This is a genomic window from Rubrivivax soli (assembly GCF_049810355.1).
Lineage (GTDB): Bacteria > Pseudomonadota > Gammaproteobacteria > Burkholderiales > Burkholderiaceae_C > Rubrivivax.
The window spans coordinates 1288564-1311256 of record NZ_CP187368.1 but is presented as its reverse complement, the minus strand read 5'-3'; the positions used below and the strand labels follow the sequence as shown (position 1 = coordinate 1311256).

Sequence of the window (22693 nt, the reverse complement as noted above, 5' to 3'; positions counted from 1 at the left end):
TCAACCGACCATGCGCCGGATGTGCGACGGCGGCGTGGCGCGCATCGCCGTCAGCGGGCTGGTGGGCAGGTGCCAGTACAGCCAGTGCACCGCGAAGGCAGGGTGCTTGTCGGCCTTGATGCGGGCGATGGCGCGCGACGTGAGGAAGCCGGCAGCCAGGCACAGCGCGAAGGAGAACTTCGAGCCGGACATGTAGCCCATGAACAGCCCGAAGAGCAGGGGTGCGGCGACGTCGACGTCCCAGAAGCCGATCTTCCATTGGTCGTCCAGGCGGCGCGGGATGTAGGTGTCGGCGTGCATGCGGGCCTCCTGCTCGTCGGCTGCGCGCGCGTCAGATCACCGCACCCATGATCGCGCCCGCGATCACGAGGCCGACCGCGGCGAAGATGGCCAGCCCGACATAGAACAGCACCGGGCCGAAGTTGCGCAGTGCGGCCAGCGAGATCAGTGCGACCACGAAGCCGACGAAGCCGACCAGGGCCTTGATGCCCGGCCCCAGGCTCGCGATCTGCGTCAGCGCCGAGGTGAGCGGGCCGGTGATGCCGGTGAAGGCGACCAGGTCGAGGGCGTAGCCGGGAAAGGCGACGCACAGGCCGAGCGCCATCAGCACGAAGAGCGAGACCGGCGACAGCAGGCGCTTCGAGCGGCAGTTGCCGGCGAAGCTGGCCGTACCGGGGTCGCCGGCGCCGTCGGTTGAGAGGGAGCCCGTGGCACGGGCGGGATGCACAGAGGCGAGAGCGGTGTTCATGGGAGTCCTCCGAGGGTTCAGTGCTGGGAGACGAAGGTGGATGGCGGTGGCGGTCGGGTCGCGTGCGGGTGATCAGCGGGTCGGTGGCTGGGTTCGGTCAGGTGCGGGCAGGGCCGGGTGTGCGGATGAGGGTCAGGCAACTGCAGGTGCACTACAGGTCGGAGGGAACGCGCCAGAAGGCGATCTCGACCCGCCGGTTGCGCGCACGGCCTTCCGGGGTGTCGTTCTCCGTGGCGTAGCAGCAGACGCCGCGTCCATCGACCTTCACCTCCGCGCCAGCCAGGTGCGGGTGGCGCGCCCGCAGGTACTGCGCGACCGCAGCAGCGCGCTGGCGGGCCAACAGGTCGTTGGCCGCCGCAGGCCCGACGTTGTCGGTGCGGCCCCGGATGTCGATGCGCCGGATGCCGTCGCCCTTGGCCGCGGCATCGATCAAGGCACGGGCAGCGGCCGTGAGCACCGCGCTCCCGAACGGAAAGCTCACGACGATCTCGGACACCAGCGGTTCGCCCGCGTCGTCGGGGCCGATCGCGGTTCGCTGCGCAGGGGGCAGCGGTGCCTGCGGTCCGGCGATCACCAAGGTCTCGCTGGGGCTCAGGGACTGTGCAATGACCGCATCCGAGCCCGGGGTGGAGTCAGCTCGCGATTCAGCCGCTGCTGCACGCGGCGGATCGACGGCCAGCGTCTTCGGCGTGACGACGGGGCAGGCGGGCGGCGCGCACGTGGCGAACCGAGCCTGGCGGCCGTGGTCCAGCTGGGCAATCGACAGCCCAGCTGCGGCGCGAGCCAAAGTGGCGGGCGGTTGAGCGGCCTCTGGCCGTGAAGGGAGGGCGCCAGTTCGGGGTGCGCTGCACGACGACGCGGCGCCAACGACCGTCACCGCCAGCACAGGCACGGCCAAGAGCCGAAGCGGATGTCGCGTCATGGCGCCACCCTCGCAGCCAGGAGGATGGGCGCCGGTTGCGCCGCGTGCACAGGCCGCTGCGGGCTCGTCGCGACGGGACGGGAAGCCTCGCCGCTGGCGGAAGGCAGCCGGCGGTAGACCTTCCAGGCGTAGCTGGAACGCGCCGCCGTGCAGGCCTCGCCCTTGAGCTGGCTGCAGGCGGCGTTGTAGGCGCCGACGGCGTTCCAGGAGGCACCGTGCCGAGCGAACGCGTCAGCCAGTAGCCACGCGCCGACGTGGATGTTCGTGCAAGGGTCGTAGAGCTGTGCCTCGCTGATGCCATGCCGCGCCAGCTTGGGAAGGTGGGAGCTGTTGATCTGCATGAGCCCGATGTCGTAGGAGCCCGTGCGCTGCAGATGCGATCGGTTGACGGCGCGTGGGTCGAGGTTGGACTCGACACGCGCCACCGCGACCAGCAGGTGGGGCGACAGCCCGTAGCGCTGCGCCGCCTGCTCCCAGCAGGCCTGGGCCTGCAACGGCGCCCAGCCGGTGGCGAGCGCTGCCAGCAGCCAGGGTCCTGGCATCGGCCGGATCGGCGACAGTCGCGCGGGGAACAACAGCGGCACCTGCATGGATCGACCCGTGACGTCTTGGTGGACAGGGCGACGCCGTTCCTGTCGGCCAGGCGTGGCCGAGTGCGGGGCGTCGAGCGACGGGTGCGGACCGGCGAAGCGGTCAGGGTCGGAAGCGGGTGTGGAGCGGGTACCGAGCGGGTATTGAGAGCGGGTCTACGGGGAGGCGACCTGCGGCGCGTGTGGTGCGAAACCCCAGCGCCACCGCGCCGTCACCTTTCGCCTCATCCGGGGCGGAATGGGCGTCCGCGCGCGGCTCGGTCGGCCATGTTCAGCCGGGCCTGGCGCAGCACCAGCGTGTCGGCGCCCTCGTGCTGGCGGCACAGGGCGACGCAGGCCGTGGTCAGCTGGTCGAGCTGAAACTTGGGGTTCGGATGGCGGTTGGCCGGCGAGCGCTGCACGGCCAGCAGCAGCTCGTACTGCGGGCGCCACATCGACTCGCGGCGCCTGGGCGTCAACGGCGGGCGCAGCACCAGTTGCGTGCCCAGGAAGTCGAAGATCCGCGCTGGCGCGTCATCGTGCAGGAAGACCAGCGACACGCAGGCGCTGATGAGGTCCGGGAAGCGGAAGGTCGGCGAGACGTTGCCCTCGCTGCGCAGCACCGTGAACAGCCAGTCGTGCTCCTCGAGCCAGAGCCGGGTCTCGATGGTCTCGGGGTGTTCGCCGTCGTGGGCGCCGGAGCCGGTCTGGCCAGCCTGGGTGGCGGCGTCGCAGCGGGCAGCGGGCAATGCAGAGTACATGGCGCGGTCCTCGTTCGGTGGCTTCAGGATCTGAAGGCCGTGCTCTGTCGAGCGCGTGACCAAAAGGGTAGGAGCCGGCCGCTGCCGCAGCGCCGCGGAATGGCGCGTTTGCGAGGGGGATTTCGACGCCGAGCCGGGCGCAGCTCGCCGTCGCACAAAGTGCAGTGGCTGATCTCAGGCGCTCTTGCCCTGCGGTGCGTACTCGCGACGCAGACCTGGGCTACTTAGAATGGCTGGATGGAAGAACATGTGTCAGCTACGGTAGCGCCAGAGTCGCGGGAAGTCGGGGGTAAACCCTTGGCGGAAGTGCGCCACGGGGACGCCTTCGACCTGTTCGACCAGCTTCGGAAGAGTTCGGTCGACCTTGTCATCACCTCGCCGCCTTACTGGGGTCACCGTGACTATGGGTTGCCTCACAACTGGGACTACTTCAACGACATCCCGACAGTTCGCAAGATCGGACCTGTCAGTCCCGGCTACCAGTGGTATCGCCAGCAAGGCGGACTGTTGGGCCTTGAGCCCTACCCAGAGTGGTTCGTCCAGCACTTGGCGGAGATCCTGGAAAAGGCCAAGGCCGGCCTGAAGCCAAGCGGGTCGATGTGGATCAACATCGGCGACACATACTTCGCGCGGTGGGCCAGCATCCGCGAGCAAGGAAGACAAGGCCTCGGAACTGATGAGCGGTATCGCCGCAAGACGCCTCTGGGTGGAATTCGCGCCGAGAAGAACCTGTTGCTGATTCCAGCCCGGTTCGCTATTGCAATGCAAGAACGTGGCTGGATTTTGAGAAACGATGTGATCTGGCACAAGCCGAATGCTGTGCCGCGGCCCGAAGGTGATCGGCTGCGCAGCGTTCACGAGCACTTCTTCCATTTCGTGAAGAAGCCGTCAGCTGGTAGGGCAACCTACTACTACGACATCGGCGAGGCCGAGCCGCGCGCGGGAGACGTTGTGACGGTCAACGTCGCACCTGGGGAGGCAGGGCACAGCGCCACCTTTCCCCATGACCTGATCGGCCCCCGGATTCTCACGTCCTGCCCGCCTGGGGGCGTGGTGCTTGATCCATTCTCCGGGACGGGGCGAGCGCTGGAAGTTGCCTTGGAACACGGGAGGCATGCCATCGGCTTCGATGCGCAGCTGGAGTTCGTTCAACTACAGAAGACAAAGCTCAATGGCAACTGCAAACGGCCAGCGCGGAAACTACGTCAGTGAGTGGTTCGGCCAGCGCATCTACCCCGAGGTTCGCCTGGAGGTTTCGGCTGTCGCTGGGGCGAACGCTGGCAAGTGCCCCTTCTTGGGAGAGGTGCTCCACCGGGCCGCGAATTGCACGAAGAACGAGAACTCAAAGGGCGTTTGCACGATCAGCAGTTCGAGCAATGGTCCGCGGCAGGATTGGCTGGTCTGCCCCTACCGCGTTATCAGTTCATCCATCGTCACGCGCGGGTGCGAGCTCATTTTTGGACTGACCGAGCCGGTAGAGCCGGTGCCAGTGTCGATCCTGAGCGATGAGGCTGAACTCGCCGCGCTCGTCGAGCGAATCCACGGACGTGGTGCCGGCTACGTCTTCTTCCAGGACAAGCTTGGAGGTGAAATCTCCGTCATCGGTACGCGGCGGTCGCCGGAGATGTCGTTTGACGTCACCTTGGTCGAGATCAAGCCCGACGCCAATGGCGGGTTCATGGTTTCGCGGTACGGAATTCTCGAGCTGCAGACGATGGACTACCACGGAACATACAAGCATGCCGTCTCAAACCTGCGTGACGGTCTGCGTTTGCATCAAGACACCTTCGCCGATGCACTCCGCGCAAATCTTGGACGGTGGACGGGCGAAGGCGTCGAGGGCCCGAACATCGCGAATGTGTTCAAGCGCACCTTCTATCAAATGCTGCTGAAGTTCAGGCTCGCAGGAGATGGAAGCGCCGCAGCTGGTACTGTCCTCGCAATCCCTCAGTCCGTGTGGGACAGCTGGCAGCCGTTCCTTGGGGCGCCCTCCCTCGAGGACGAGTCACCCGGGGTGAAGAGGCTGCAGGTAGGCCCGGACGCGCCAGCGGAACCGCAGCTCAACGCGTACATCTGCGTGTTTGATCTCGCGGCAGAAAGCGAGAGTGCGATCTCCCCCGTCGAGATTCGGCACTTCATTCGGATCTCCCCAGAGCGACTGACGCACCACGCATTTACAGAGGTCCCTGCGCACATCTTGCAGTCGATTCAAGCCGACGAGTCGGTTCTTGCAACGATTCGCTCACGGCTCGGTGAATGGTGGCCCGCGTTCCAGACCAGGGGGTCGCGTGCTCGCCGCAGAGCAGCACCTCCGGGCCAAGCTGAGTGATCTCAGCATTGCCTTCGTGAGTGACCTCTCGATCGGCAAAACCGAACTAACTGCACCGGATAGTGCAAGTGTGCTTGCACTGTCTTCCGACGGGACGCGACTACGGCCTCAGATGGAAGTGAGCCAAGGTTCGACCCAACAGCACGGCAATGGCGGCTGGGACCGTCGGCAGGATCAGCGGATGCAGAGTGAACGGGACGACTGCGGCGACCACCGTGGAGCAGGTACATATGACGGCCAGGGACCCGAACAATGCGAATCGCTCGGGGTCGTGCTGCCGGAATTCTCGCGACTTGATCGTCCTGGAGATTGAACCGTCGATCAGTACTGCGGCCACAAACGCCGCCATCCACGGCAGCCACTCCAGCATCGCCGACAGCCTGAAAGCGGCCAGCAGCACCAGCGCGTCGATCGCGCGGAAGTAGCTGTTCCCGAACAGCCGCTGGTTGACGGAAGCCATCTCCCGCGCCACGGCGCCGTCCACACCGCTGGCCGCCGACGCACCGGCGGTCGGGGGAATGGGCGTTGCCTCTCGTGCCGCGCCCTGGAGGCCCAGCGCTCGGTCGAGGATCCGCAGTGCGGGCGCCTCGCCCCAAAGCGCTTCCATGGCCTGGTGCTCGCTTCGAATCTGCGCCAGGAACCGCTCTGGCGGATGCGCCGATGGCAGGTAGAGCACCAGCACCAGCAGGCAGAGCAGGGCGGCGATGCTGACGATACGGATCACGACGTTTGCCCCGTCATCGCACCTGGAGTCCGGATCGCCTTCGGTGGCGCCGAACTTGTTGCTCTGGGCTCATTCGCATCCGGGTCGAGGATCGGAAACCGCCCCTTGATGATCCGCCCGCCCGACACCGAGGCGAAGTACTGCAGGTTGGGCAGCTTGCCCAGCACGTCGGCCGGCACCATCTCCTCGAAGCTCTCGGTGAGCTGCGTCGAGTAGCTCGACGAGAAGTCGCCCAGGTGTGCATCGGCGCCGCTGCTCAGGCCCACGCGCACCGAGTGGATCGCGGTCTTGCCGAAGGTCTCGACCACGAAGTCCTGCGTCGGCCGGTCCTTGGATCGAAGCGCGATCAGGTTGTTCAGGTTGCCCAACGCCATGCGCGCCGCGTCTTCGCTGCCCAGCCGCTTGGCCAGGTCGGCCAGCGTCTGCATCGCGCAGGTGGTGAAGATGCCACCCTCGGCGCCCTTGTTCAGGATCTCGATCAGCGGCTGGTTGATGACGTTCGACACCTCGTCCACGAAGAGCGAGATGCGCCTGTAGCCGCCCAGGTTGTAGCGCATGCCCGCACGCGCGGCCAGGTCGGCCAGGGCCAGCGCGCCGATCGCGGTGGCGACCGACGGGTCGGGCAGGGAATCCAGGCACATGTACAGCACATGGCCGGCGCGCTCGATCTTCTCGAAGTTCATGATCGGCCGCGCATCGCCGGTGTCGAACGGGTCGGGCGACAGGCTCCGGCCGAGGTCGCCCGAGGTCAGCATCGAGAGCACCGGCAGCAGGTTGGCGGTGATCTTCTGGTAGTGCTCGCGGTTGTGGCGGAAGGTGCGCACCTGCGCGTCGAGCACCTTGTTGCGCTGCGACTGCGGGACGTGGTGTTCGTAGAAGGCGACCAGGGCCAGCAGGTCCGCACTGGCCGCCTCCGACGGGCGCTTCATGTTGCCCCGGTGAGCGTCGTGCAGCAGCTTCTTCATCTCCGGCTGGTCGCGCCAGCCGGCGCCGAGCAGCCGTTCGTAGAAGCGGCGCAACGTCGCTTCCAGCACGGGCTCGATGCCGCCCTCGATGTACTTGGTGAGCTTGACCAGATTCGGCCGCTCCTCCAGTTCGACCAAGCCCTGCACGACCACGTTCACGGCGTCCCAGCCGAAGGCGGAGAAGGCGCCGGCCGTGTCCGGCGGCATGATCGACTGGATCCGCGACGCGATCTCGGTGGGCTTCTGCCAGTTGAAGGTGAAGTCCAGGCGCACGCCGGCTTCAGGGAAGGCGGGGTGGAACTCGAGGAAGGTGTCGGGGTCGCGCCAGTCCTCGCAGGCGCGCTGGGTGACACGCTTCAGGCGCCGGCTGTTCTTGGGGTCGATGACGATGACCACGTCGCCGCGGCGCACCGACTGCGTCACCAGGTTGGCGAGCGCCACGCCCTTGCCGGACTGGGTGGTGCCCACCAGCAAGGTGCCGCCTTCGAAGTTCTGCAGCGGCCGGTGCAGGGGCACCTCGCGTGGCTCGACGCCATGGATGTAGGGCAGGCCGATCTCGGCATCGGGTTGCGGGCGCGCGTCGTAGCCCAGGATCTGCAGCAGGCGGGGCGACACGGCGAACTCGCGGTAGTCGACCTTGGCCAGTTCGTAGAGACGCTGCGAGTGGACAGGCCGCCACTCGAAGCCGAAGCCCAGGAACACCGCGTCGGGCTTCTCCGTCCAGCGGGCGACGGCCCGCGTGCTCAGCACCTGGATCCCGCGGCCGGACAGCGAGGCACGCAGCACCAGCGTGTGAACCCCCTGCGCCAGCCGCAGGACGCCCATCGCCAGGCAGAAAGCGGCGAGCGGGAGTGCGAGCTGTCGCGGGAGGAGGCCCAGTCCGCCGGTGACGGCGAAGAACAGCAGGGCGGATGCCCAGACGGCGGCGGCGTACACCTCGTAGGCGCGCCGCCAGGGCATCTCGTAGCGGCGCATCAGCATGTCAGGGCTCCTCGTGCGCGGCCGGCTCGAAGGCGGCAGGGTCGAAACCATCGATGCAGGCTGGGGCGACAACGAGCCCGATGGTCGGCTCGCCGCGGAAGTCGGCCGTGGTGGTGGCCGGGCCATCCCGCCTGGCATGTACCAGCAGGTCGACATCGGCCAGCGCCCGACCCGCCAGCGCGGGCTGCACGCCACGCCGTTCCAGTTCAGCCAGCGGCACGAACAGGCCGGCCGCGACAGGTGCGGCGGCCGCAGCGCTGCCGGGCCCATTGAGGGTGCTGACGATGGCCGCGAGGGCATCGCGCACGGCCGGGTTCAGGCGCATGGGCGCGTTCAGCTTGAAGGTGGGCGCCGCGGCCGACGGAGGGGAGGGCGGAGGGGGCGGCGACGGGACTGCTAGGTCGGCGACGACGGCAGGGGGCGGTTCCGGGGTAGGCGATATCTGCGGCAGCGGAGATGTGCGAGCTGCCGGTGATGTGGCCACCTCGGTCGCGTCGAGCAACGAGAATTGGGTGCCGGGCGGCGGTGCGGGGGCTGGCGCCGGCGCAGTCGCTGGCGCCTTCTGGGTGGTCCGCGTGGCGCCAGGTGGGCAGACCAAAGCGGTGGCAAGCGGCTCAGCCGGCTGCGCAACGCCGTTCAGAAGGACCGCCGGCGATGCAACCTTGACCGCCTCGGCGGCGGCCTTCAGCTCCGGCGGCAGTACGAACCACGTCGAAGCGCCGTCCGCCTGCCGCACGAAGACCCCGGCCTCCAGCAGCAGATCGAGCATCGTCTCAGGCGCCTTCGGGATGCCGGCCAGCTGATCGGCTTCGAGGAGTGCCTGGACATCGTGGGCCGCCTGCGGCCACAGCAGGAACAGCCCGTCGGGCCCCAGCCAGGCGCGCGACTTCTCCCGATTCGGGAACCAACTGGGACTGCCGGATGCCAGTCGGCGCATGGCGTCGACAAGGTAGCGCTCGAGGTGCGAGCCGAACTGAGGCACACCGTAGCGATCGGCGTTGGCCTGCAGGTTGCGGTCGATCACCAGCGCGAACGAACGACGCACCAGACCATCGAGGACGTTGTGGTCACGGTAGACCGGCTGCCCGCTGATGCTGGACAGCAGGTGCGGCACGATGACGCTGTTGTCCTGCGCCAGGTACTGGAGCGTGGCTCCCGGCACGACCAAGGGCAGTGCGAACACGCCCAGGCCGCGCGACTCGGTGGCGTTCGGCCGCCAGCGAACGAAGTAGCGAGTGGCACTGCGCGATGCCAGCCAGTCGCCCAGGGGGACGAGGAACTGCGGCCACTCGCCACCCGCATCGTCGGTCACGATCAGGTGGCTGAGCACCCGGTGCAGTTCGCAACACAGGCCACCGATGAAGGTGGCCAGGCGCCAGCGTGGTTCAAGCTGGCGGCGCGCCGAGATCGTCGACCGTCCGGAGAAGATGTGCGCGTCAGTGCCTTGCAGGCTGTAGAACGCGACCTCCAGCCCCAGGTTCAGCAGACCGGCAGGCGAGCTGAAGTAGTTGTCGGCGGTGGCGGGCAACAGGTGGACGTAGCTGGCATAGCGCTGAAGCAGCGGCTGCACCTCGGCGTCGAAGGCGTCGCGGGACAGGCCGAAGCACAGTCGGATGCGGCTGACGAGGTCGTCGGCCGATACGAGCAGGTCAGCGACAGGCAGGGCGGCGAAGCCCGGGTCGGTGGCCGGAAAGGCGGCGAGCGAGGCTGAGGACTGCATGGTGCGTGCAGACGAGTGCTGCGGCCATGCTGATGCCAAAGGCGGGGGCGTGAACGGCGAAAGGTGCGGTCTGGTCGCGGGTTATCGCGGTCAGCAGCGCGGGGCAATCCGGCATCGCGCGAACTCTGCGATCAATTGCATTGCCCGAGCGCGGGGACACCCAGGGCAAACACGACCGAACCTGGAAGACTGAAAGCAGGCGCTGAAGCGGAAGACTCTCGATGACAGCTGTCAGTTAAGGCGGATGCAATGCGGGCTCTGGCGTAACGACCTTCATCGACGCCGGATAGGCAAGCCGCGCCCTCAAAGTGCTGGCGGCGGAAGCTGCAGGTAGCCTTGCGAGCCAGCGATCGTCAGCGACTGCGTGGGTCGGGAGATCGCCACGTAGAACAGCTTAGCTTGGGCCTGGCGCTCGTATGCGAAGTGCGCAGCATCGGGCACGACCACATGGTCGAACTCCAGGCCCTTCAGCAAGAGCGGCGTCGAGACGGTCCGCTTCGGCATGCGACGGCCGACGACACCAGCTCGATCACGGATCCGCTTGGCGGCTTCGAGCATGGTGGCGCAGCGTCCTGCCGCAAGCTCGGAGATGGCGCGCTCCACGTCGCGAACCAGGTCCTGCCGGTGCAGCCGGGCCCGGGGCAGCTTCCGGGTCAACAGCAGAATCTCAAGCGCAGCCCTGGGCCCGTCAACGGCCAGAGCAGCCATGGGAACCTTGATGGCTTCGAGCAGCGAAGTTTCTTCAGCCGAGGGTGATTCCTCTTCGCCGAGTTTGCGCATGCTGAAAGACTCGCCAAACAGCCACCGAAGGGTATCGCGACGAACTGGCTGGGTAGGGGAGGCGTCCCAGCGCGCGGCGAACTCCGTCATCGTCCTGGCCGCCATCTCCTCGATGGCCTGATAGCCGCCGCGTGCAGCCGCAGCCAGGCGGTAGCAGATCCCCTTGTTGCAGTGGATGGCAGCGACAGTCCCATCCTTGCCCTCGATGCTCTGGAACAGCGCCTCCATATCGAAAGCATCGTCTGCGTGGCGGTAGGCCACGGGGCCGCCGGCGAACTCCACGCGGTCACCGCGGATCAGCCTGTCGCGCGCGTCGGCGATCCAGTCGCCCAGCGCGGGATTCTTGTCGCGCCAGCGGTAGGGCACTTCCAACTCGGCCACCAGCGGGAACGTGGCATGAATCTCTCGCTCCCAGCTCAGCGTAGCGCCGGCGAACTCGAAGATGCCCTGCATCGGATCACCGAAGATCATCGTCGGTGTGATCGCGGACAGCGCGATGGCGAGCTCGTGCTGGTGGCCGTTGCAGTCCTGGTATTCGTCGATGAGGATGCGGTCGTAGGAAGCTTCCACGACGCGACGGATGGCCGGGACGCCCAGCGCGAATTTCACGCCACGATGCACGTCGTCCCACTGCGCACCGACCGGCATGTCTACGGGCGGCTGGGCGATACCGGGGAATGCATGCGCGTAGCGCAGGCACCAGCCGGCGATGGTGTCGACGACGACGGCCGACCGTGGAATGCGCATGCGCTTGAGCCTGGCACGGATGGCCTGGATGCCTGCGTTCGTATGCGTGAGGACGAGCGTGCGCTTCCCCAGTGCCGCCACCTTGGCGATCAGCTCTGTCTTGCCGTGGCCGGCTGGCGCGACGATTGCGCCACGCTCGACCCCCAGCAGATCCTGGGCCTCAGGCATAGAGCCAGGCGCGGGCGGCCGCGAAGGTCTGCGCCAATGGCGAATCGGGGTTCTCCGCGGCCACCTGCCAGGCGATGGGGCCGGCGCCGCGGGCGATCCGCTGGTCCTTCAGCCACTTGCGGCTGGTGCACTCGTCGGCGATCCGTCGGCGAAGCTCAGCGGCGTCGAGCGTTGAGTTCAACTCCCACATGCTGAACTGTTGGGCCAGCGCCTCGGCGGTCATCCCCAGGGCGGCGCGCAGGTTGTCGTCGATCTTTCCGGCGCCACGCTCGACACGCAGATGCTCGATCAAGCGCTGCATCTGCGCATCGCTTGCCACCGAGATGATCGCGTGCTCGACATCGAGCCCCGCGCCGTACTCGAAGACGGGGATTCCTTGAGCCCCGAGGGCGGCTGCGTCTTCGGCACTCAGGTCCGTGTCGGAGTCGCGAAACACCGCGATGTCGTAGCCGAGGCCGCGCAGGCCTAGCGCGATCTGCGGCGCCTGCGATCCGTTGCCGTCTGCGATGAAGCCGCCGAGGTGTTCGATCGGGATGCCGCCGTGCAGAGGGGGCCAGAACTCGCGCACACCGTTGATTACACCAACCTCGGTGTTCCCTTCGCTCACCAGGATGCGCCGCGAAAACAGCGCGCGCGGTGCAAAGCGCATGAGGGCGCGGATGGGATCCGGTGCGCCCGGCTTGATGATCGTCGTCACGCGCGCCGGGCGCGTCGTGCGACACACGCGCAGGCTCTCGGCGCCGGCCTCGCCCAAAGCGACTTCGGAGTGCGTGGTGATCAACACCTGACCGATGGGACGTTTTGCCTCCGCTGCGCGTGCCTGGTCGCCCCGGAGCTGGGAGATGGCACCCATCACGCGGTGAGGCTCCAGGCCGTGCTCGATCTCGTCAACCAGCACGATCGCGCCCTCGGTGATCGCCGACTTCTGGATGGCGAGCGTGGCAAGCCTGCGCGTGCCCAAGCCAGCCAGGCGCAGGGGAACGCCACCGTCGTGCAGGGCGATGGAGCCCGAGGACAGGCCCCCGCGGCCAAGTTCCAGGCCGGGCCCGTATCCGGCCTCGACGTAAGCACCCAGGCCCTTGGCGAACCCCTCCGCGGCCCCGGCCGTCTTCGCTAACGACTCGATCTCGCCTAGGTTCGCGCTGTCGCGCGCGGCCTTGTAGGCAGCAGCAAGCCGCACTGCGGCCTCGTCCGAGTCTCCGGTCAGCCGCGACAGCACCGAGCCTTGGCCCCACCCCAGGTGTCGGGCGTCGTCGCCGGCCAAGCGCACGAGTCCGAAGAGTGCGCGATCCCGGTTCGAGATCGTGCGCGGCTCGTCGGCGCGGTCGCAGACGACCTGCCAGACGGGCTCCAGGGTCGCATCGACGCTGAGTCGTACGGTGAGCACCGCTTCGTCGTCGTCTTCCGGCTCATCGCGCAATACGCCGGCCTTGGTCCAGCCCCGGACATACAGGCCGAAACGCTCGTCGGACTTCAGCGCCTTGCTGAGTTCGCCGACGGTGGCCTCGACGACGATCGTCTTGGCGGTGTCGCCGAGGTGGAAGTCGTGCTCGCCAAAGGAGAACCAACGAGAGGAGAGCACCGCCTCGATGGCATCCAGTACGGTGGACTTGCCTGCGTCGCCGGGGCCGATCAGACAGCAGAACGCCGCACCCGGCACCCACTCCAGCCTGGCCGTACCGCGGAAGTTCTCAGCCTTGAGGTGCCTGATCTGCATAGATAGCCATGTGTCGGACAAGTGGCCGGAAGGTCGCATTCATGCGAGCCACCGCAGGAACACCTCGCGCAGCAGCGGCGTCGCACCGCTGGCACCGGCGCACAGCGCGGTAACGGCGACGATCCGCAGATCGCGTGAGATCAGAGCCCACAGCCGGTCGCGATCGTTCTTGAAACCGGAGTAGAGGTTGGCCGCCTCGCGCTTCACGAGGCACCTCGCTTGAATTTGTCGACGGCCTTGGCCGGCCGCGCCCTCTTGGCGGGCGCTGCCTTGGCGGCCGCAGCGGCGTCCACCGCCGCCTTTTCATCTGCGGCCTTCTGCGCCTCCTCGTACGTCGCCCAGTCGCCAGCGGCGCCGACATCGGCCAGGCGCTCCTGGAAGCGGCCGTAGACAGCGTCTTGTACCAGGCCACGCCGCCGCATCCGCTCCACTGCGACGTTGGGGTTCAGCAGCAGGATGTAGTGGAACTCGCCGGATGCGCCGGGCTTGGTGAGGATGAAGCCGAGATCGCGCAGTGTGCGCATACGCTTGCGCCAGGTGTCCACCGATCGCTCGCCGGTGAAGCCTGTCTCGGCCGCAAAGGTCGCCGGATTCTCAACCGCGACCAACGGGTTATCCGGGGCGCGGGCCCAAAGGCAGAACAACGAGTGTCCAGCAGGCGCGCCCTTCGACGTTGCGTCGATTGCCTGCATGGCGATCGGCAACGTGCGCGGCACAGTGGTGAACCCGTCATTCGTCTTGCGCCGCCACACCAGGGCGTCCAGGACGTTCGGGAAGTGCAGCGCGAGTTGCTGCTGAGCGCGCTCCGCCATCTTCAGCCGGCGGTTCTGGGATTGCTTGGAGTTCGCCACTTTCGTCTGGTCCTTGCTTGCTGAGCCTGGACGAAGTCTGCGCGACGGCGCGTCGAACTGCAACGATTCAATCAGCAAAAACTGATGGGCACTGGAGGACTCGGATCTGCCGGTGATGGGATCGTTCATCTCTGCATCTAGCCCGAACTCAGTATGCTGAGTTGACGTCGTATGGCGAAGGTGCTTTACGAAAACGCTTGTCCTAGCAACCACTTAGCACTGATCGGTGTGCTCACGGTGCTGCCGTGCTGCAGTGCTGCGGTGCTGCCGTGGTCCCGGTGGGGTTCGCAAAGGGGAGGTCGTCGTCGATGTCGTCAAAGCCGCCGACTGCCTTCGTGGCGGACGTGATCGTCGGCGCGGGCTGCACACATCTTGCGCTTTACGGATGAAGGCAAGGCGTCCCAGACCGCGCATTCCAGGCCGAGCCGTGACCGACGGCGATCGCTGCATTGCCGGCTACGAATCCGTGGCTAGGCGTCTAGGTCTTTCGACCCGAGGTTCACGGCCTATGCTGGCCTGCCAAAGGCATAGCAAGGTGCTCGTTCGAAGGGCCAGCGGCCACCTGAAGCAAGACAAGCATGCCTAGTTGTTCCGCGCTCGGCGCAGCCAACGGCTGCACCGGAAACGCCCACTGCACCCGCGGGTCCGTGCCGTACCGCTGCACCAGCTTGCAGAACGGGCAGTGGTCGTTCGACCGCGCCACGGAGCCGAAGGCCGCCAGGAACTCGCTGTGGCAGGTCGGGCAGGTGACGAGCGAGAAGCTCCTCGTGTCGGTGAGCCAAAGGCCGTCCGTGTGCGCGGCCAGATCGAAGGCGCGGTCGAAGCTGATGCGGTGCGGCGGCTGGCAGATGCCGACGTAGTGGCGGTAGGCGCCGACGAGAGCTTCGCCCGCAGGGAAGTCGGCGTCGCGCAGACGGCGGTACAGGGCCACGACGATCGAGGCCTCGGCGCGGTGGAGCAGGTTGGCGCCGTGGTACCACTCCGGGGAGTCCGGCGAGCGCCCTCGAGGCACGGCGAGGCGATCGGGGAAGAGCAGGCGCAGCGCCTCGCGGGGCGGCAGGCCCGTCAGATGACCGATGGTGCGCACACGTGCACCACAGGCCGCACAGGCCTTGGCCAGCGCCAGGGCGCGCAACTGCCGATCGACCCGCAGCTGCATGGCCAATGCCCCGGCAACTGAGCGTCAGGCGGCCGAACTGGCCGTCACATGGCGGGGGGCGTGGACCGCGGCCAGCGGTCGAACCAGCGGCAACGGTGTGTCGAGCAGGCTGACCAGGTCGCGGCGCGGCGGGAAGAGCGTGGCGTCGCCCAGGTTGGCCACGATGGCCATCAGCTGCTGGACGCTCATCGTGCCGAGCCGCTCGGCCTGCATGGCGTCGAGCGAGAAGCGGCAGCACGCCGCCGTTCGGTCGTGGAGGATGCCGTCGCGGATGGTGAGCAGCAGGGTCAGGTTGGCGATCTGCACATCGGAGAGCTGGACCTGGTTCATGGTGCGTCCTCGCGTGGGGACCACGAGCCCTTGCAGGGCAGGGTGGAGGGGTTGGTCGGTGGATGCGGGTCGTGTTGCGGTGGCTGAAGGAAGGGTTCCGGCGCTGTGCGGCCAGCATAGGGTGGGCAACAGGTCGACTTCAATGGGCGGCGCGGGCCTGTGCATCTGCTTACCGAATTGCCACTCGCAAGCCCTGGCGAATTCCGGCGAATGCGTGAGCGCGACCGCATGACTCGATGTGCGGCGTGAACGACGCGCTTGTCGCCGGCACGGTCGGCGAACGGGGTTGCCCCCGCTCGCCGTCGTGCCGGACTGCCTTCTCAGGCCGTGCTCAGATCGCTTCGGCCAGGCCCTTCCACTCGGCGGTGCCGAGCTCGATCAGCTTGCCGCCCAGCGCCTCGAACTCCGTGGCGCGGTCGTAGTCGTCGATCTCCTGGCTGTAGTGCGTCACCGCATTGACCAGCCCGTAGCCCGAGAGCTCGCCCTCGGTGATCAGATGCCGCAGCACGCCCGAGCGCTCGACATCGTTGAGCGTGTAGCGCTGGGCCAGCACCTCGACCGTCTTCACCGGGTCGCCGACGAGGGGGATCCTCAGCGTCTTCTGCAGCTTCTGCGCCGTCTGCCGGAAGCTCGCTTCCGACACCGCCGCCTGCACTACGTCGCGCACCTTCAGGAAGAAGGCCTTGTCGTCGGCACGCAGGGTGTCGTCCTGGTAGACCTGCAGGCCTTCGTCCTCGGTGCCGAGCGAACGGCCCACGTGCGTCTTGCGCAGCGACCGGTCCGCCGCGATCAGGCCGTTGCGGCAGACCATCCGGTACAGCAGCGGCTGCACCGACAGCGTGCCCTGGCCGACCTCCGAGTTCGAGATCACCACACCGGCCTGCACCACGTCGCCCGGCGCCATCTCGTAGGTCAGGCGCGAGGTGATGCACTTGAGGTACATGCGCGTCTCGGTCAGCTCGACCGACTCGAAACGCACTTCGGGAAGCTGCTGCAGGATGGGCAGCACGCTCTCGGCGAGGTCGAAGTTGTCGAGCCGGCGGTAGCGGTCCGACAGCACCGCGCGCACCTGGCCGTCCAGGGTGCGCAGCATGCGCCGGTCGTCCTCGCTCTGCAGCCAGGTGTTGACGTTGCGGTCCAGCAGCACCGGTTGCTCCTCGCGCATGCGCTCGAAGTACGCGTGCGGGATCTTCAGCTTGTCGGCCAGCTGGCGGCGCGCCAGCGGCGTGACGCCGTAGCGCACCGGGTTGCCGGCTTCGTTGACGATGATGTGCGTCTGGCCGTCGTCGCCGGTGCTGTGATGCACCAGCTGCGACGGCACGATCAGGTCCTTCTTCGAGTGCAGCTGGCGCTCCAGTTCCTGGGCCAGGCTCACGAGGGTACGTCCGCTCTTCATGACTTTCTCCAATCGGGTTGGGGTGGGTGAGAAGCGGGGACGGCACGGCCCACGTCGGGGCACGGGTCCCCGCAGTGGGTTGACGACAACAACTCGCCGCATGCAGCGCGTCCTGGGTGGATTGGCGATGCATCGGCAAGGCAGGGGCGCGACGTCGGTGACACGGGTGTCGCCATCGGTCGCGATGGATCTCCAGGGCTGCCTTCGTGGCGCCGGGAGGCGTCACCTGGTCTGGCAGCTACCAGTCGGGAAACGACGAGGGGAGCGCGTCGACCGCATGGCCGACGGCGCCTGACCTTTTCGCCGGCACCGGCAGGTCGTGGCGCAGGGCATGCGCCGACCCGTCCAGTGCCGCTGAAAAAGCGGGTGCGGCCCGCCGTGGCTCGCCGCACCCCAAGCTTCATGACCTCTGCCTCAGCCACCGAGGGCCACCCGGTTGCCCGAGGTCCGGTCAGCCGACGACGATGCGGTCGCTTGCCCCCGGCCCTGGTCGGGGCCGGTGACACGCTGGCACCACACATCGGCCCAGTCCGTTCCCGCATGGCGCGGCACGAACACCCGCACCTGGCGGAGGCCGGTGGTCTTCTCCTCCCGCTTCAGCCGCCGCGCGAGCGCGTAGGCGAAGCACTGGCCGGCGAAATCGCCACCGGCGTCGTTGTCGGCGTAGATGCAGACCTCGCGCACGGTGTCCGGCACCCAGAGCTTCTCCAGGTTGCCGGCGCTGATGCCGGCCCACACGGGCTTGCCGGTGGCCAGGTGCACCGCCAAGGCGGTCTCGATGCCTTCGCACAGCGCGAGCTGCGCGCCGGCGTCGAACAGGCGCACGGCAGCACCGTGGATGCCCGCGGAGAGCACCTTCTTCGCGTCGGCGGCGTCGAGCTTTCGGCCGTCGCGCAGGTAGGTCCGGTGCAGCGTCACGGCCTGACCATCCGGCGCCTGGATCAGCGCCAGCATGGCCGGGTAGGCCGCGATCTGCCGCGACTTGCCGTCAGCACCCTTCTCGAAGTAGCCGAGCGACGGGTGGAACCGCAGCACCGGCGGATGCCGATGCAGGGTCAGCCCGCGCCCGCGCAGGTAGCGGTCGACTTCGTCGCCGGCCACCACCGGCCGCGCCTCGTCCCAGATGCGCTGCACCAGCCGGCGCATGCGCTCCCCCGTTGCCGCTGGGGCACCGGCTTCGCAGGCGGCCGCCGCCGGCAGCATGCCCAGGCAACGTTCCACCTCGCACAGGGCGGCATGGAAGTCCACGCCCCGCACGGCCTGCAGCAGCTTGAAGCCGCCACCCGGGCCGCATTGCCGGCAGTGGTAGTTGCCCTCGCCGAACTTGTCGGTGTACTGGAAGCGGTCCGTCCCGCCGCAGGACGGGCAGGGCCCGTTGCGGTGCCTGAGAATGCGCTCCTCGACGCCGGCCGCAGCCAGCACCTCGCTCCAGCGGCCGTGCGCGCGCTGCTTCACGGCGTCGATGCGGGCCGCGTAGTCAGCGTCCTGCATGGGCTCCTCCGCCTGCGGCTGCGTGATCGACCAGATCGACGGTGTGCCCGGGCGCGAGACCCACGCCCACGGTCAGCTGGAAGGTCTTGCCGTGCAGCAGCGGGTACTTGCCCAGCCGCAAGGACTGCAGCAGCGAGTCCAGCGTCTGCACCGGGTCCACCGCCCGCAGCAGGCGCAGCAGATCGGCCAGCGCGTCACGGTCGGCGTCGCGGTCGGCATCCAGGAACTGGTCGTGCTCGTCGGTGAACGAGGACAGCTGTTCCACCGGCGCGCCCGTCGTCTCGCCGTCGGGGATGTACAGGTTGCCGTCGTGGCAGACCCCGGCGTCGCTGACCAGCGTCTCGTCGTCGCCGACGCGCAGGCGAACCTTCTCGCAGAGGATGACCGTGGGCCAGACCCAGCGGCCCTCCAGCGCCGTGCGCAGCTTCTCGCCCACGGGCGTCACGCGCTGACCCTCTTCCTCGAGGAAGCGGACGTGGCGCATCACCCAGTGGTCGGCATGCACGCCGATCCAGTCGAACACCAGCCACCCGCGGGCGCGCGCCATCATCCAGCGCGGCGCGTTGTCGTCGCCCACGTCGTCCAGGGCCACCAGCTGCACGGCACCCGACTCGATGGCCTCGCGCGTGGGCGCGGTCGGCACCGGCGTCAGATGGCGGCGCTCGCCATGCTCCACCTGCACCGGGTAGCCCGACACCAGGCTGCACAGCTCCGCCGGCAGGGTGCCGAGGTCGTTCAGCAGGTCGAGGTGCCCCCAGCCGCGCATGACGCCGTAGTAGGTGTCGATGAAGTGGCGCGGCGGCAGATCGGCCTTGGCGATCTCCAGCGTGCGCCGCCAGCAGGCCTTCAGCTCGGCGTCGATGCGCTGGCGCTGCACGTCCTCGTCGATCAGGCGGTCGCGGTCCGGCAGACGCGCCATGAACTGGCGCGAGTCCAGGTGCACGACGTTCACGTCCTCGCGTATGGACCAGGCCGGCCGCAGCACGCAGAAGCCCTGCAGGAACACCCAGGTGTCGTGGGTGTACCGGCCGTCGCGCGTGCCCGCGAGGTGCACGGCGCCGATGGCGCTGGCCTGGGTGGCCAGGTGGGCCTCGGCCATGGCGCGCTTGAGCGGCTCGCTGTTGAACCACACCGGCACCGGAAACCCGGCGCACAGTTCCTCGACGCGCTGCGCAAGGTCCGGCAGGTCGACGCCGTGAAGCTCGACCCGGGTGCCCATCACCGCGTCACCTTCGACACACTCTTCGACCTCGACGAGTGCCTTGGCCAGTGCGGCCGCGGTGTCGATGTCGACGCGGCGCCGGCCCGAGGCCACCACGCAGCGCGAGGCGGCGTACAGGCACTTCGAGAACCCGACGCCGAAGGGGCGCTCCTGCGTGCAGGTGTCGGCGTCCCATCCCGACTCGTGGAAGCTGAGCAGCTTCTGGAAGTCGTCCAGGCCGTGGCCGTCGTCCTGCACGGTCAGGATCTGTGCCTGCGGATCGTGGTCGATCCGGATCAGGCGGGCGCCGGCACGGCGCGCGTTCTGCAGCAGCTCGGACACCAGGGTGAACCGGTTGCTGAAGGCATGGCGCTGGTTGCGCAGCGCGCCTTCTTCGTTGATTCGGACTTGGATCTTCATCGTTGACTCCTTCGGGGGCATCCCGATCGGGGGAAGAACCGGCGGGAGCACCCCTGGCGGGATGCACCCGCCGGGGTGTGTGGGCCGGTCAGCGCGGATCGGTGCCCATCAGGGCGTCGTGCGGACCGGAGGGGTGAACAACTGGCCGGCGGCCTGCGCCTCGACGAGGCTGTGCTCCAGGAACTCCCAGAGCTGCAGGTGCTGGCGACTCAGGACCTCGCCGGGGTGGCCGAGGCGCTCGACCACCGGCCCGGCCGCATGGCCACCGGATTCGGTGAGCGGCTGCCAGTGGACGCGGTAGACGAGCCGGTCGGCACTGGCGATGACGAAGGTGCGGCCGGACCGACCGGTCAGCACTTCGCTTTCCTTGACGAGGTACTCGATGTCCTCGGGCGCCTGCACGGACAGCAGGCGCACGCGGCGCAGAGGCTGGCTTGTGGGTTGGGGAAACTTGTGCATGAGAAGACCTTCGAACGGATGGGCGCGTGCCGCCGCGGCGGGACCTGGTTGGTCAGCGAGGCTCGAGGCACGGCGCCCGGGGTGGGCGTGATCACGCAAACAGGTCGCCCTGCACGGACATGTGCTTGAGCTGCTCGTTGATCCACTGGGGATTGCGGGTCAGCCGGGCCTCGACCCATTCGGGGTGTGTCGCCACGGCCTCGCGCACCCAGTCGGGGTAGCGGGCCAGCGTCGCGTGCAGCCAGGGCCGCAGCCCATGGCGGATGCGCTCGCGCACCTCCTCGGCGTCGACGAGTCCGCAGTACGGGATTGGCGACAGCGGACTGCAGCCGACCACGCGCAGGCAATTCACGAACGAGAACGGCAGGCCGTCCTTCTCGCGTTCGGTGAACACCCAGCGCAGGGTGTCTAGCTTCTCCTCCAGCGGCGTGACCGGGTCGGCCAGGTGCCGGATCTCCTGCAGCAGGCGCCAGTGCAGCAGGACGATGTCGTCCTCGCTCCACTCCTCCACCCACTCCTCGCGGGTGCCGCCCGGTGCACCAGTGGCGCTGTCGGCGCTGTCTGTGCCGGGATCGTCCTGGAGATCCCGGCCGGCCGGGATGTCGTACGGGTCGTCGATGAAGAACGGGGTCGTCGTGGAGCCGAGAAGGCCCGGGTTCGTGTCGAGGCCAGCCGTGTGCGGCGAGCTGACATTGGCGCCGACCTGACGGCAGGCGTTGGTGCTGTGCATCGTGGACTCCTTGGATACGGAGGGAGACCACGTGCAACCCGTGGCGGGGGCGTGGGCCCCCATGCGGGTGACGGTTGGGTGATGTGGCGCCGTCCGCCTTGCGGTCGGGGCATGGAACTCCAGGGCTGACAGGGTTCAGTGGCGCGCGTGAGCGCGCTGATCGGTGTCAGCGTCCGACCGGGGGGACATCGGCGAAGTCAGGATGAGCCCGGGAGGCAAGGGCGCGGTCGGTGCGGCGCTCGAGCGGATGCGCTCGGCACCTCGTCGCGGCCCTTGCCTCGAAGGCCCGGCCTGAGGCGAATGCCCCGGAGTGCCTGACCGCTTGCGCGGTCCTCAGAACGGCGATGCACAGGTGCACCTGAAGGGGCGACACCTGGACGGATGCCCCTCATCGGTGGGGCGTGTCAGCACCGTGATTCGATCGTCCCCAAGGGGGCCGGTCGCTACCTGCGCGGGCACCTGAGCGAGGGACTAGCTCAGGAGATCTCCAAGGCTTGCCGAGTCTGGATGCAGGGCCAGCTGCTGCGTGGCGCAAAGGTAGGGTGCCGATCCCGCCCGGTCAATGGGCCGACGCGCGTCGCCACGCAACTGATCGCGAAAGCGCCCCGAGGTGTCGGGGCTTTCGCGTGGCAAGGGGACGGGCGCCTTTGGAAGATGCCGTGACCGTTGTCAGCACGAGGAGACCTGGGCATGGCCAACGTTGAAATCGTCCAGGTGGACCAGGGCGGCGCCAACGCACGCATCCTGGCGCGCGAAGCCAAGGTCGACTTCCGCCGCGTCGAGGCGGCCAGCCTCAAGATCGCCACGCGGTTCAGCAGTGCCGAGGGAAAGCGCATGTTCGTGCGCATGTTCAACACGCTGCAGTTGAACATGCATTTCATCTCGGTGATCGCCCGCACGCGGCTCGACCACGAGGACATCGGCAAGATCGAAACGACGCTGCGCGGCAGGATCGAGGCGGCCACGGCCACCCTGAACGAGGCCATCGATGGCGCCGAAGCGCTCTTCAAGGCCCACGGCATCACCAGCCTGGCGTCCTACGACACGGTGCCGCTGGAGGTGGATGTGCGCGTGTTGTCGTCGATCAGCCGCCGCTTCCTGGAGGTGCTGGTCAAGCTGGACCAGTTGATGCCGCTGCTACAGACCCTGGAGATCCACGAGGTGGTGTCGGCGCAGGCGGTGGACACGCAGCGGGCGGCGCTCAAGCGCCAGGTGCGCGACATCGCCAACGGTGCACGAAGCTTCGCGACCGGCCTGCGTCGGAGAATGAACGCGCTCGCTGCGCGAATGGGAGAGTCCGCAACTCTCGCTGGTGCTACTGACACCTGCGACGCGCTCGATGTTCCAACTGTTGTAGCCGCGACGGGCGAGGCAACGCCGGATTCGACAGGAGGTGTGCTGCACGAGGCAACACCACTGGCGCCTGAGTAGCGATCCAGCGGGGGGCCTAAACAATGCGACGCATGTGCATTTTGAGGTGAACCGATACTGCAGTAAAGATAGCGCGCCCCGCGGTGATGTTCCA

Annotated in this window: 22 protein-coding genes; 3 read left to right on the top strand and 19 right to left on the bottom strand. The window is 67.9% G+C overall.

Annotated elements, in window-relative coordinates; all coding sequences use genetic code 11:
- The 5 genes from traL to ACPOLB_RS05845 form a co-directional block, all read right to left on the bottom strand.
- Positions 1 to 300, bottom strand: a complete 300-nt coding sequence (traL, locus tag ACPOLB_RS05865) for a type IV conjugative transfer system protein TraL (RefSeq protein WP_128001254.1) — start codon at positions 298 to 300, stop codon at positions 1 to 3.
- Between the two features lie 31 nt (positions 301 to 331).
- Complete coding sequence (locus ACPOLB_RS05860; protein WP_425260381.1) at positions 332 to 748, bottom strand: hypothetical protein; 417 nt, start codon at positions 746 to 748, stop codon at positions 332 to 334.
- A 151-nt stretch (positions 749 to 899) separates the two neighbouring features.
- On the bottom strand, positions 900 to 1670 hold the full coding sequence (locus tag ACPOLB_RS05855) for an OmpA family protein (RefSeq protein WP_425260380.1): 771 nt from the start codon (positions 1668 to 1670) through the stop codon (positions 900 to 902).
- Entirely contained in the window at positions 1667 to 2260 is a 594-nt protein-coding gene (locus tag ACPOLB_RS05850; protein WP_425260378.1) for a lytic transglycosylase domain-containing protein, read from the bottom strand. Before ACPOLB_RS05850 ends, ACPOLB_RS05855 begins: the two co-directional genes overlap by 4 nt.
- 224 nt (positions 2261 to 2484) lie before the next feature.
- Entirely contained in the window at positions 2485 to 3000 is a 516-nt protein-coding gene (locus ACPOLB_RS05845; RefSeq protein ID WP_425260377.1) for a hypothetical protein, read from the bottom strand.
- Between the two features lie 237 nt (positions 3001 to 3237).
- Here ACPOLB_RS05845 and ACPOLB_RS05840 point away from each other — a divergent pair, with 237 nt between their 5' ends.
- Both ACPOLB_RS05840 and ACPOLB_RS05835 read left to right on the top strand, forming a co-directional pair.
- A complete protein-coding gene (locus tag ACPOLB_RS05840; RefSeq protein ID WP_425260376.1) occupies positions 3238 to 4212 on the top strand; it encodes a DNA-methyltransferase in 975 nt (324 codons plus the stop codon).
- Entirely contained in the window at positions 4172 to 5329 is a 1158-nt protein-coding gene (locus ACPOLB_RS05835) for a hypothetical protein (protein ID WP_425260375.1), read from the top strand. Before ACPOLB_RS05840 ends, ACPOLB_RS05835 begins: the two co-directional genes overlap by 41 nt.
- A gap of 100 nt (positions 5330 to 5429) precedes the next feature.
- Here the strand turns inward: ACPOLB_RS05835 and ACPOLB_RS05830 are convergent, their stop codons facing one another.
- The 14 genes from ACPOLB_RS05830 to ACPOLB_RS05765 form a co-directional block, all read right to left on the bottom strand.
- Positions 5430 to 6053, bottom strand: coding sequence for a DUF4400 domain-containing protein (locus ACPOLB_RS05830; protein WP_425260373.1), 624 nt, complete (start codon positions 6051 to 6053; stop codon positions 5430 to 5432).
- The gene (gene traD, locus ACPOLB_RS05825) at positions 6050 to 7999 is read right to left on the bottom strand and encodes a conjugative transfer system coupling protein TraD (protein ID WP_425260372.1); all 1950 of its coding nucleotides are present in this window, start codon (positions 7997 to 7999) and stop codon (positions 6050 to 6052) included. Before traD ends, ACPOLB_RS05830 begins: the two co-directional genes overlap by 4 nt.
- A 1-nt stretch (position 8000) precedes the next feature.
- Positions 8001 to 9719 (bottom strand): MobH family relaxase, encoded by a 1719-nt coding sequence (gene mobH / locus ACPOLB_RS05820; protein ID WP_425260371.1) that lies wholly within the window; start codon positions 9717 to 9719, stop codon positions 8001 to 8003.
- Between the two features lie 303 nt (positions 9720 to 10022).
- On the bottom strand, positions 10023 to 11414 hold the full coding sequence (locus ACPOLB_RS05815; RefSeq protein ID WP_425260370.1) for a UvrD-helicase domain-containing protein: 1392 nt from the start codon (positions 11412 to 11414) through the stop codon (positions 10023 to 10025).
- A complete protein-coding gene (locus ACPOLB_RS05810; protein ID WP_425260369.1) occupies positions 11407 to 13131 on the bottom strand; it encodes an ATP-dependent nuclease in 1725 nt (574 codons plus the stop codon). Before ACPOLB_RS05810 ends, ACPOLB_RS05815 begins: the two co-directional genes overlap by 8 nt.
- A 39-nt stretch (positions 13132 to 13170) precedes the next feature.
- A complete protein-coding gene (locus ACPOLB_RS05805) occupies positions 13171 to 13338 on the bottom strand; it encodes a hypothetical protein (protein ID WP_425260367.1) in 168 nt (55 codons plus the stop codon).
- Positions 13335 to 14111 (bottom strand): hypothetical protein, encoded by a 777-nt coding sequence (locus ACPOLB_RS05800; RefSeq protein WP_425260366.1) that lies wholly within the window; start codon positions 14109 to 14111, stop codon positions 13335 to 13337. Before ACPOLB_RS05800 ends, ACPOLB_RS05805 begins: the two co-directional genes overlap by 4 nt.
- A gap of 370 nt (positions 14112 to 14481) precedes the next feature.
- Positions 14482 to 15141: a hypothetical protein gene (locus ACPOLB_RS05795; RefSeq protein WP_425260365.1), complete on the bottom strand. Its 660-nt coding sequence runs from the start codon at positions 15139 to 15141 to the stop codon at positions 14482 to 14484.
- A gap of 24 nt (positions 15142 to 15165) precedes the next feature.
- A complete protein-coding gene (locus ACPOLB_RS05790; protein ID WP_128001284.1) occupies positions 15166 to 15471 on the bottom strand; it encodes a hypothetical protein in 306 nt (101 codons plus the stop codon).
- A gap of 331 nt (positions 15472 to 15802) precedes the next feature.
- Complete coding sequence (locus tag ACPOLB_RS05785; protein WP_425260364.1) at positions 15803 to 16867, bottom strand: DUF932 domain-containing protein; 1065 nt, start codon at positions 16865 to 16867, stop codon at positions 15803 to 15805.
- Between the two features lie 414 nt (positions 16868 to 17281).
- Positions 17282 to 18358 (bottom strand): DUF7146 domain-containing protein, encoded by a 1077-nt coding sequence (locus tag ACPOLB_RS05780; protein ID WP_425260363.1) that lies wholly within the window; start codon positions 18356 to 18358, stop codon positions 17282 to 17284.
- Positions 18345 to 19979, bottom strand: coding sequence for an ATP-binding protein (locus tag ACPOLB_RS05775; protein WP_425260362.1), 1635 nt, complete (start codon positions 19977 to 19979; stop codon positions 18345 to 18347). Before ACPOLB_RS05775 ends, ACPOLB_RS05780 begins: the two co-directional genes overlap by 14 nt.
- A gap of 108 nt (positions 19980 to 20087) precedes the next feature.
- Complete coding sequence (locus tag ACPOLB_RS05770; RefSeq protein WP_425260361.1) at positions 20088 to 20438, bottom strand: hypothetical protein; 351 nt, start codon at positions 20436 to 20438, stop codon at positions 20088 to 20090.
- Between the two features lie 91 nt (positions 20439 to 20529).
- Positions 20530 to 21168, bottom strand: a complete 639-nt coding sequence (locus ACPOLB_RS05765; RefSeq protein ID WP_425260360.1) for a hypothetical protein — start codon at positions 21166 to 21168, stop codon at positions 20530 to 20532.
- Between the two features lie 690 nt (positions 21169 to 21858).
- Between ACPOLB_RS05765 and ACPOLB_RS05760 the strand changes: the two genes are divergently transcribed.
- On the top strand, positions 21859 to 22599 hold the full coding sequence (locus tag ACPOLB_RS05760) for a DUF1845 domain-containing protein (RefSeq protein WP_425260359.1): 741 nt from the start codon (positions 21859 to 21861) through the stop codon (positions 22597 to 22599).
- The last annotated feature ends 94 nt before the right edge of the window (positions 22600 to 22693 follow it).

Excerpts from the sequence above, each read along its gene's own strand:
- ACPOLB_RS05780 (WP_425260363.1), bottom strand. The coding sequence starts at position 18,358 with ATGCAGGACGCTGACTACGCGGCCCGCATCGACGCCGTGAAGCAGCGC.
- traL (WP_128001254.1), bottom strand. The coding sequence starts at position 300 with ATGCACGCCGACACCTACATCCCGCGCCGCCTGGACGACCAATGGAAG.
- ACPOLB_RS05790 (WP_128001284.1), bottom strand. The coding sequence starts at position 15,471 with ATGAACCAGGTCCAGCTCTCCGATGTGCAGATCGCCAACCTGACCCTG.
- ACPOLB_RS05810 (WP_425260369.1), bottom strand. The coding sequence starts at position 13,131 with ATGCAGATCAGGCACCTCAAGGCTGAGAACTTCCGCGGTACGGCCAGG.
- ACPOLB_RS05770 (WP_425260361.1), bottom strand. The coding sequence starts at position 20,438 with ATGCACAAGTTTCCCCAACCCACAAGCCAGCCTCTGCGCCGCGTGCGC.
- ACPOLB_RS05765 (WP_425260360.1), bottom strand. The coding sequence starts at position 21,168 with ATGCACAGCACCAACGCCTGCCGTCAGGTCGGCGCCAATGTCAGCTCG.
- ACPOLB_RS05835 (WP_425260375.1), top strand. The coding sequence starts at position 4,172 with ATGGCAACTGCAAACGGCCAGCGCGGAAACTACGTCAGTGAGTGGTTC.
- ACPOLB_RS05845 (WP_425260377.1), bottom strand. The coding sequence starts at position 3,000 with ATGTACTCTGCATTGCCCGCTGCCCGCTGCGACGCCGCCACCCAGGCT.
- ACPOLB_RS05760 (WP_425260359.1), top strand. The coding sequence starts at position 21,859 with ATGGCCAACGTTGAAATCGTCCAGGTGGACCAGGGCGGCGCCAACGCA.
- ACPOLB_RS05775 (WP_425260362.1), bottom strand. The coding sequence starts at position 19,979 with ATGAAGATCCAAGTCCGAATCAACGAAGAAGGCGCGCTGCGCAACCAG.
- ACPOLB_RS05860 (WP_425260381.1), bottom strand. The coding sequence starts at position 748 with ATGAACACCGCTCTCGCCTCTGTGCATCCCGCCCGTGCCACGGGCTCC.
- traD (WP_425260372.1), bottom strand. The coding sequence starts at position 7,999 with ATGCTGATGCGCCGCTACGAGATGCCCTGGCGGCGCGCCTACGAGGTG.
- ACPOLB_RS05815 (WP_425260370.1), bottom strand. The coding sequence starts at position 11,414 with ATGCCTGAGGCCCAGGATCTGCTGGGGGTCGAGCGTGGCGCAATCGTC.
- ACPOLB_RS05855 (WP_425260380.1), bottom strand. The coding sequence starts at position 1,670 with ATGACGCGACATCCGCTTCGGCTCTTGGCCGTGCCTGTGCTGGCGGTG.
- ACPOLB_RS05850 (WP_425260378.1), bottom strand. The coding sequence starts at position 2,260 with ATGCAGGTGCCGCTGTTGTTCCCCGCGCGACTGTCGCCGATCCGGCCG.
- ACPOLB_RS05800 (WP_425260366.1), bottom strand. The coding sequence starts at position 14,111 with ATGAACGATCCCATCACCGGCAGATCCGAGTCCTCCAGTGCCCATCAG.
- ACPOLB_RS05785 (WP_425260364.1), bottom strand. The coding sequence starts at position 16,867 with ATGAAGAGCGGACGTACCCTCGTGAGCCTGGCCCAGGAACTGGAGCGC.
- ACPOLB_RS05795 (WP_425260365.1), bottom strand. The coding sequence starts at position 15,141 with ATGCAGCTGCGGGTCGATCGGCAGTTGCGCGCCCTGGCGCTGGCCAAG.
- ACPOLB_RS05840 (WP_425260376.1), top strand. The coding sequence starts at position 3,238 with ATGGAAGAACATGTGTCAGCTACGGTAGCGCCAGAGTCGCGGGAAGTC.
- mobH (WP_425260371.1), bottom strand. The coding sequence starts at position 9,719 with ATGCAGTCCTCAGCCTCGCTCGCCGCCTTTCCGGCCACCGACCCGGGC.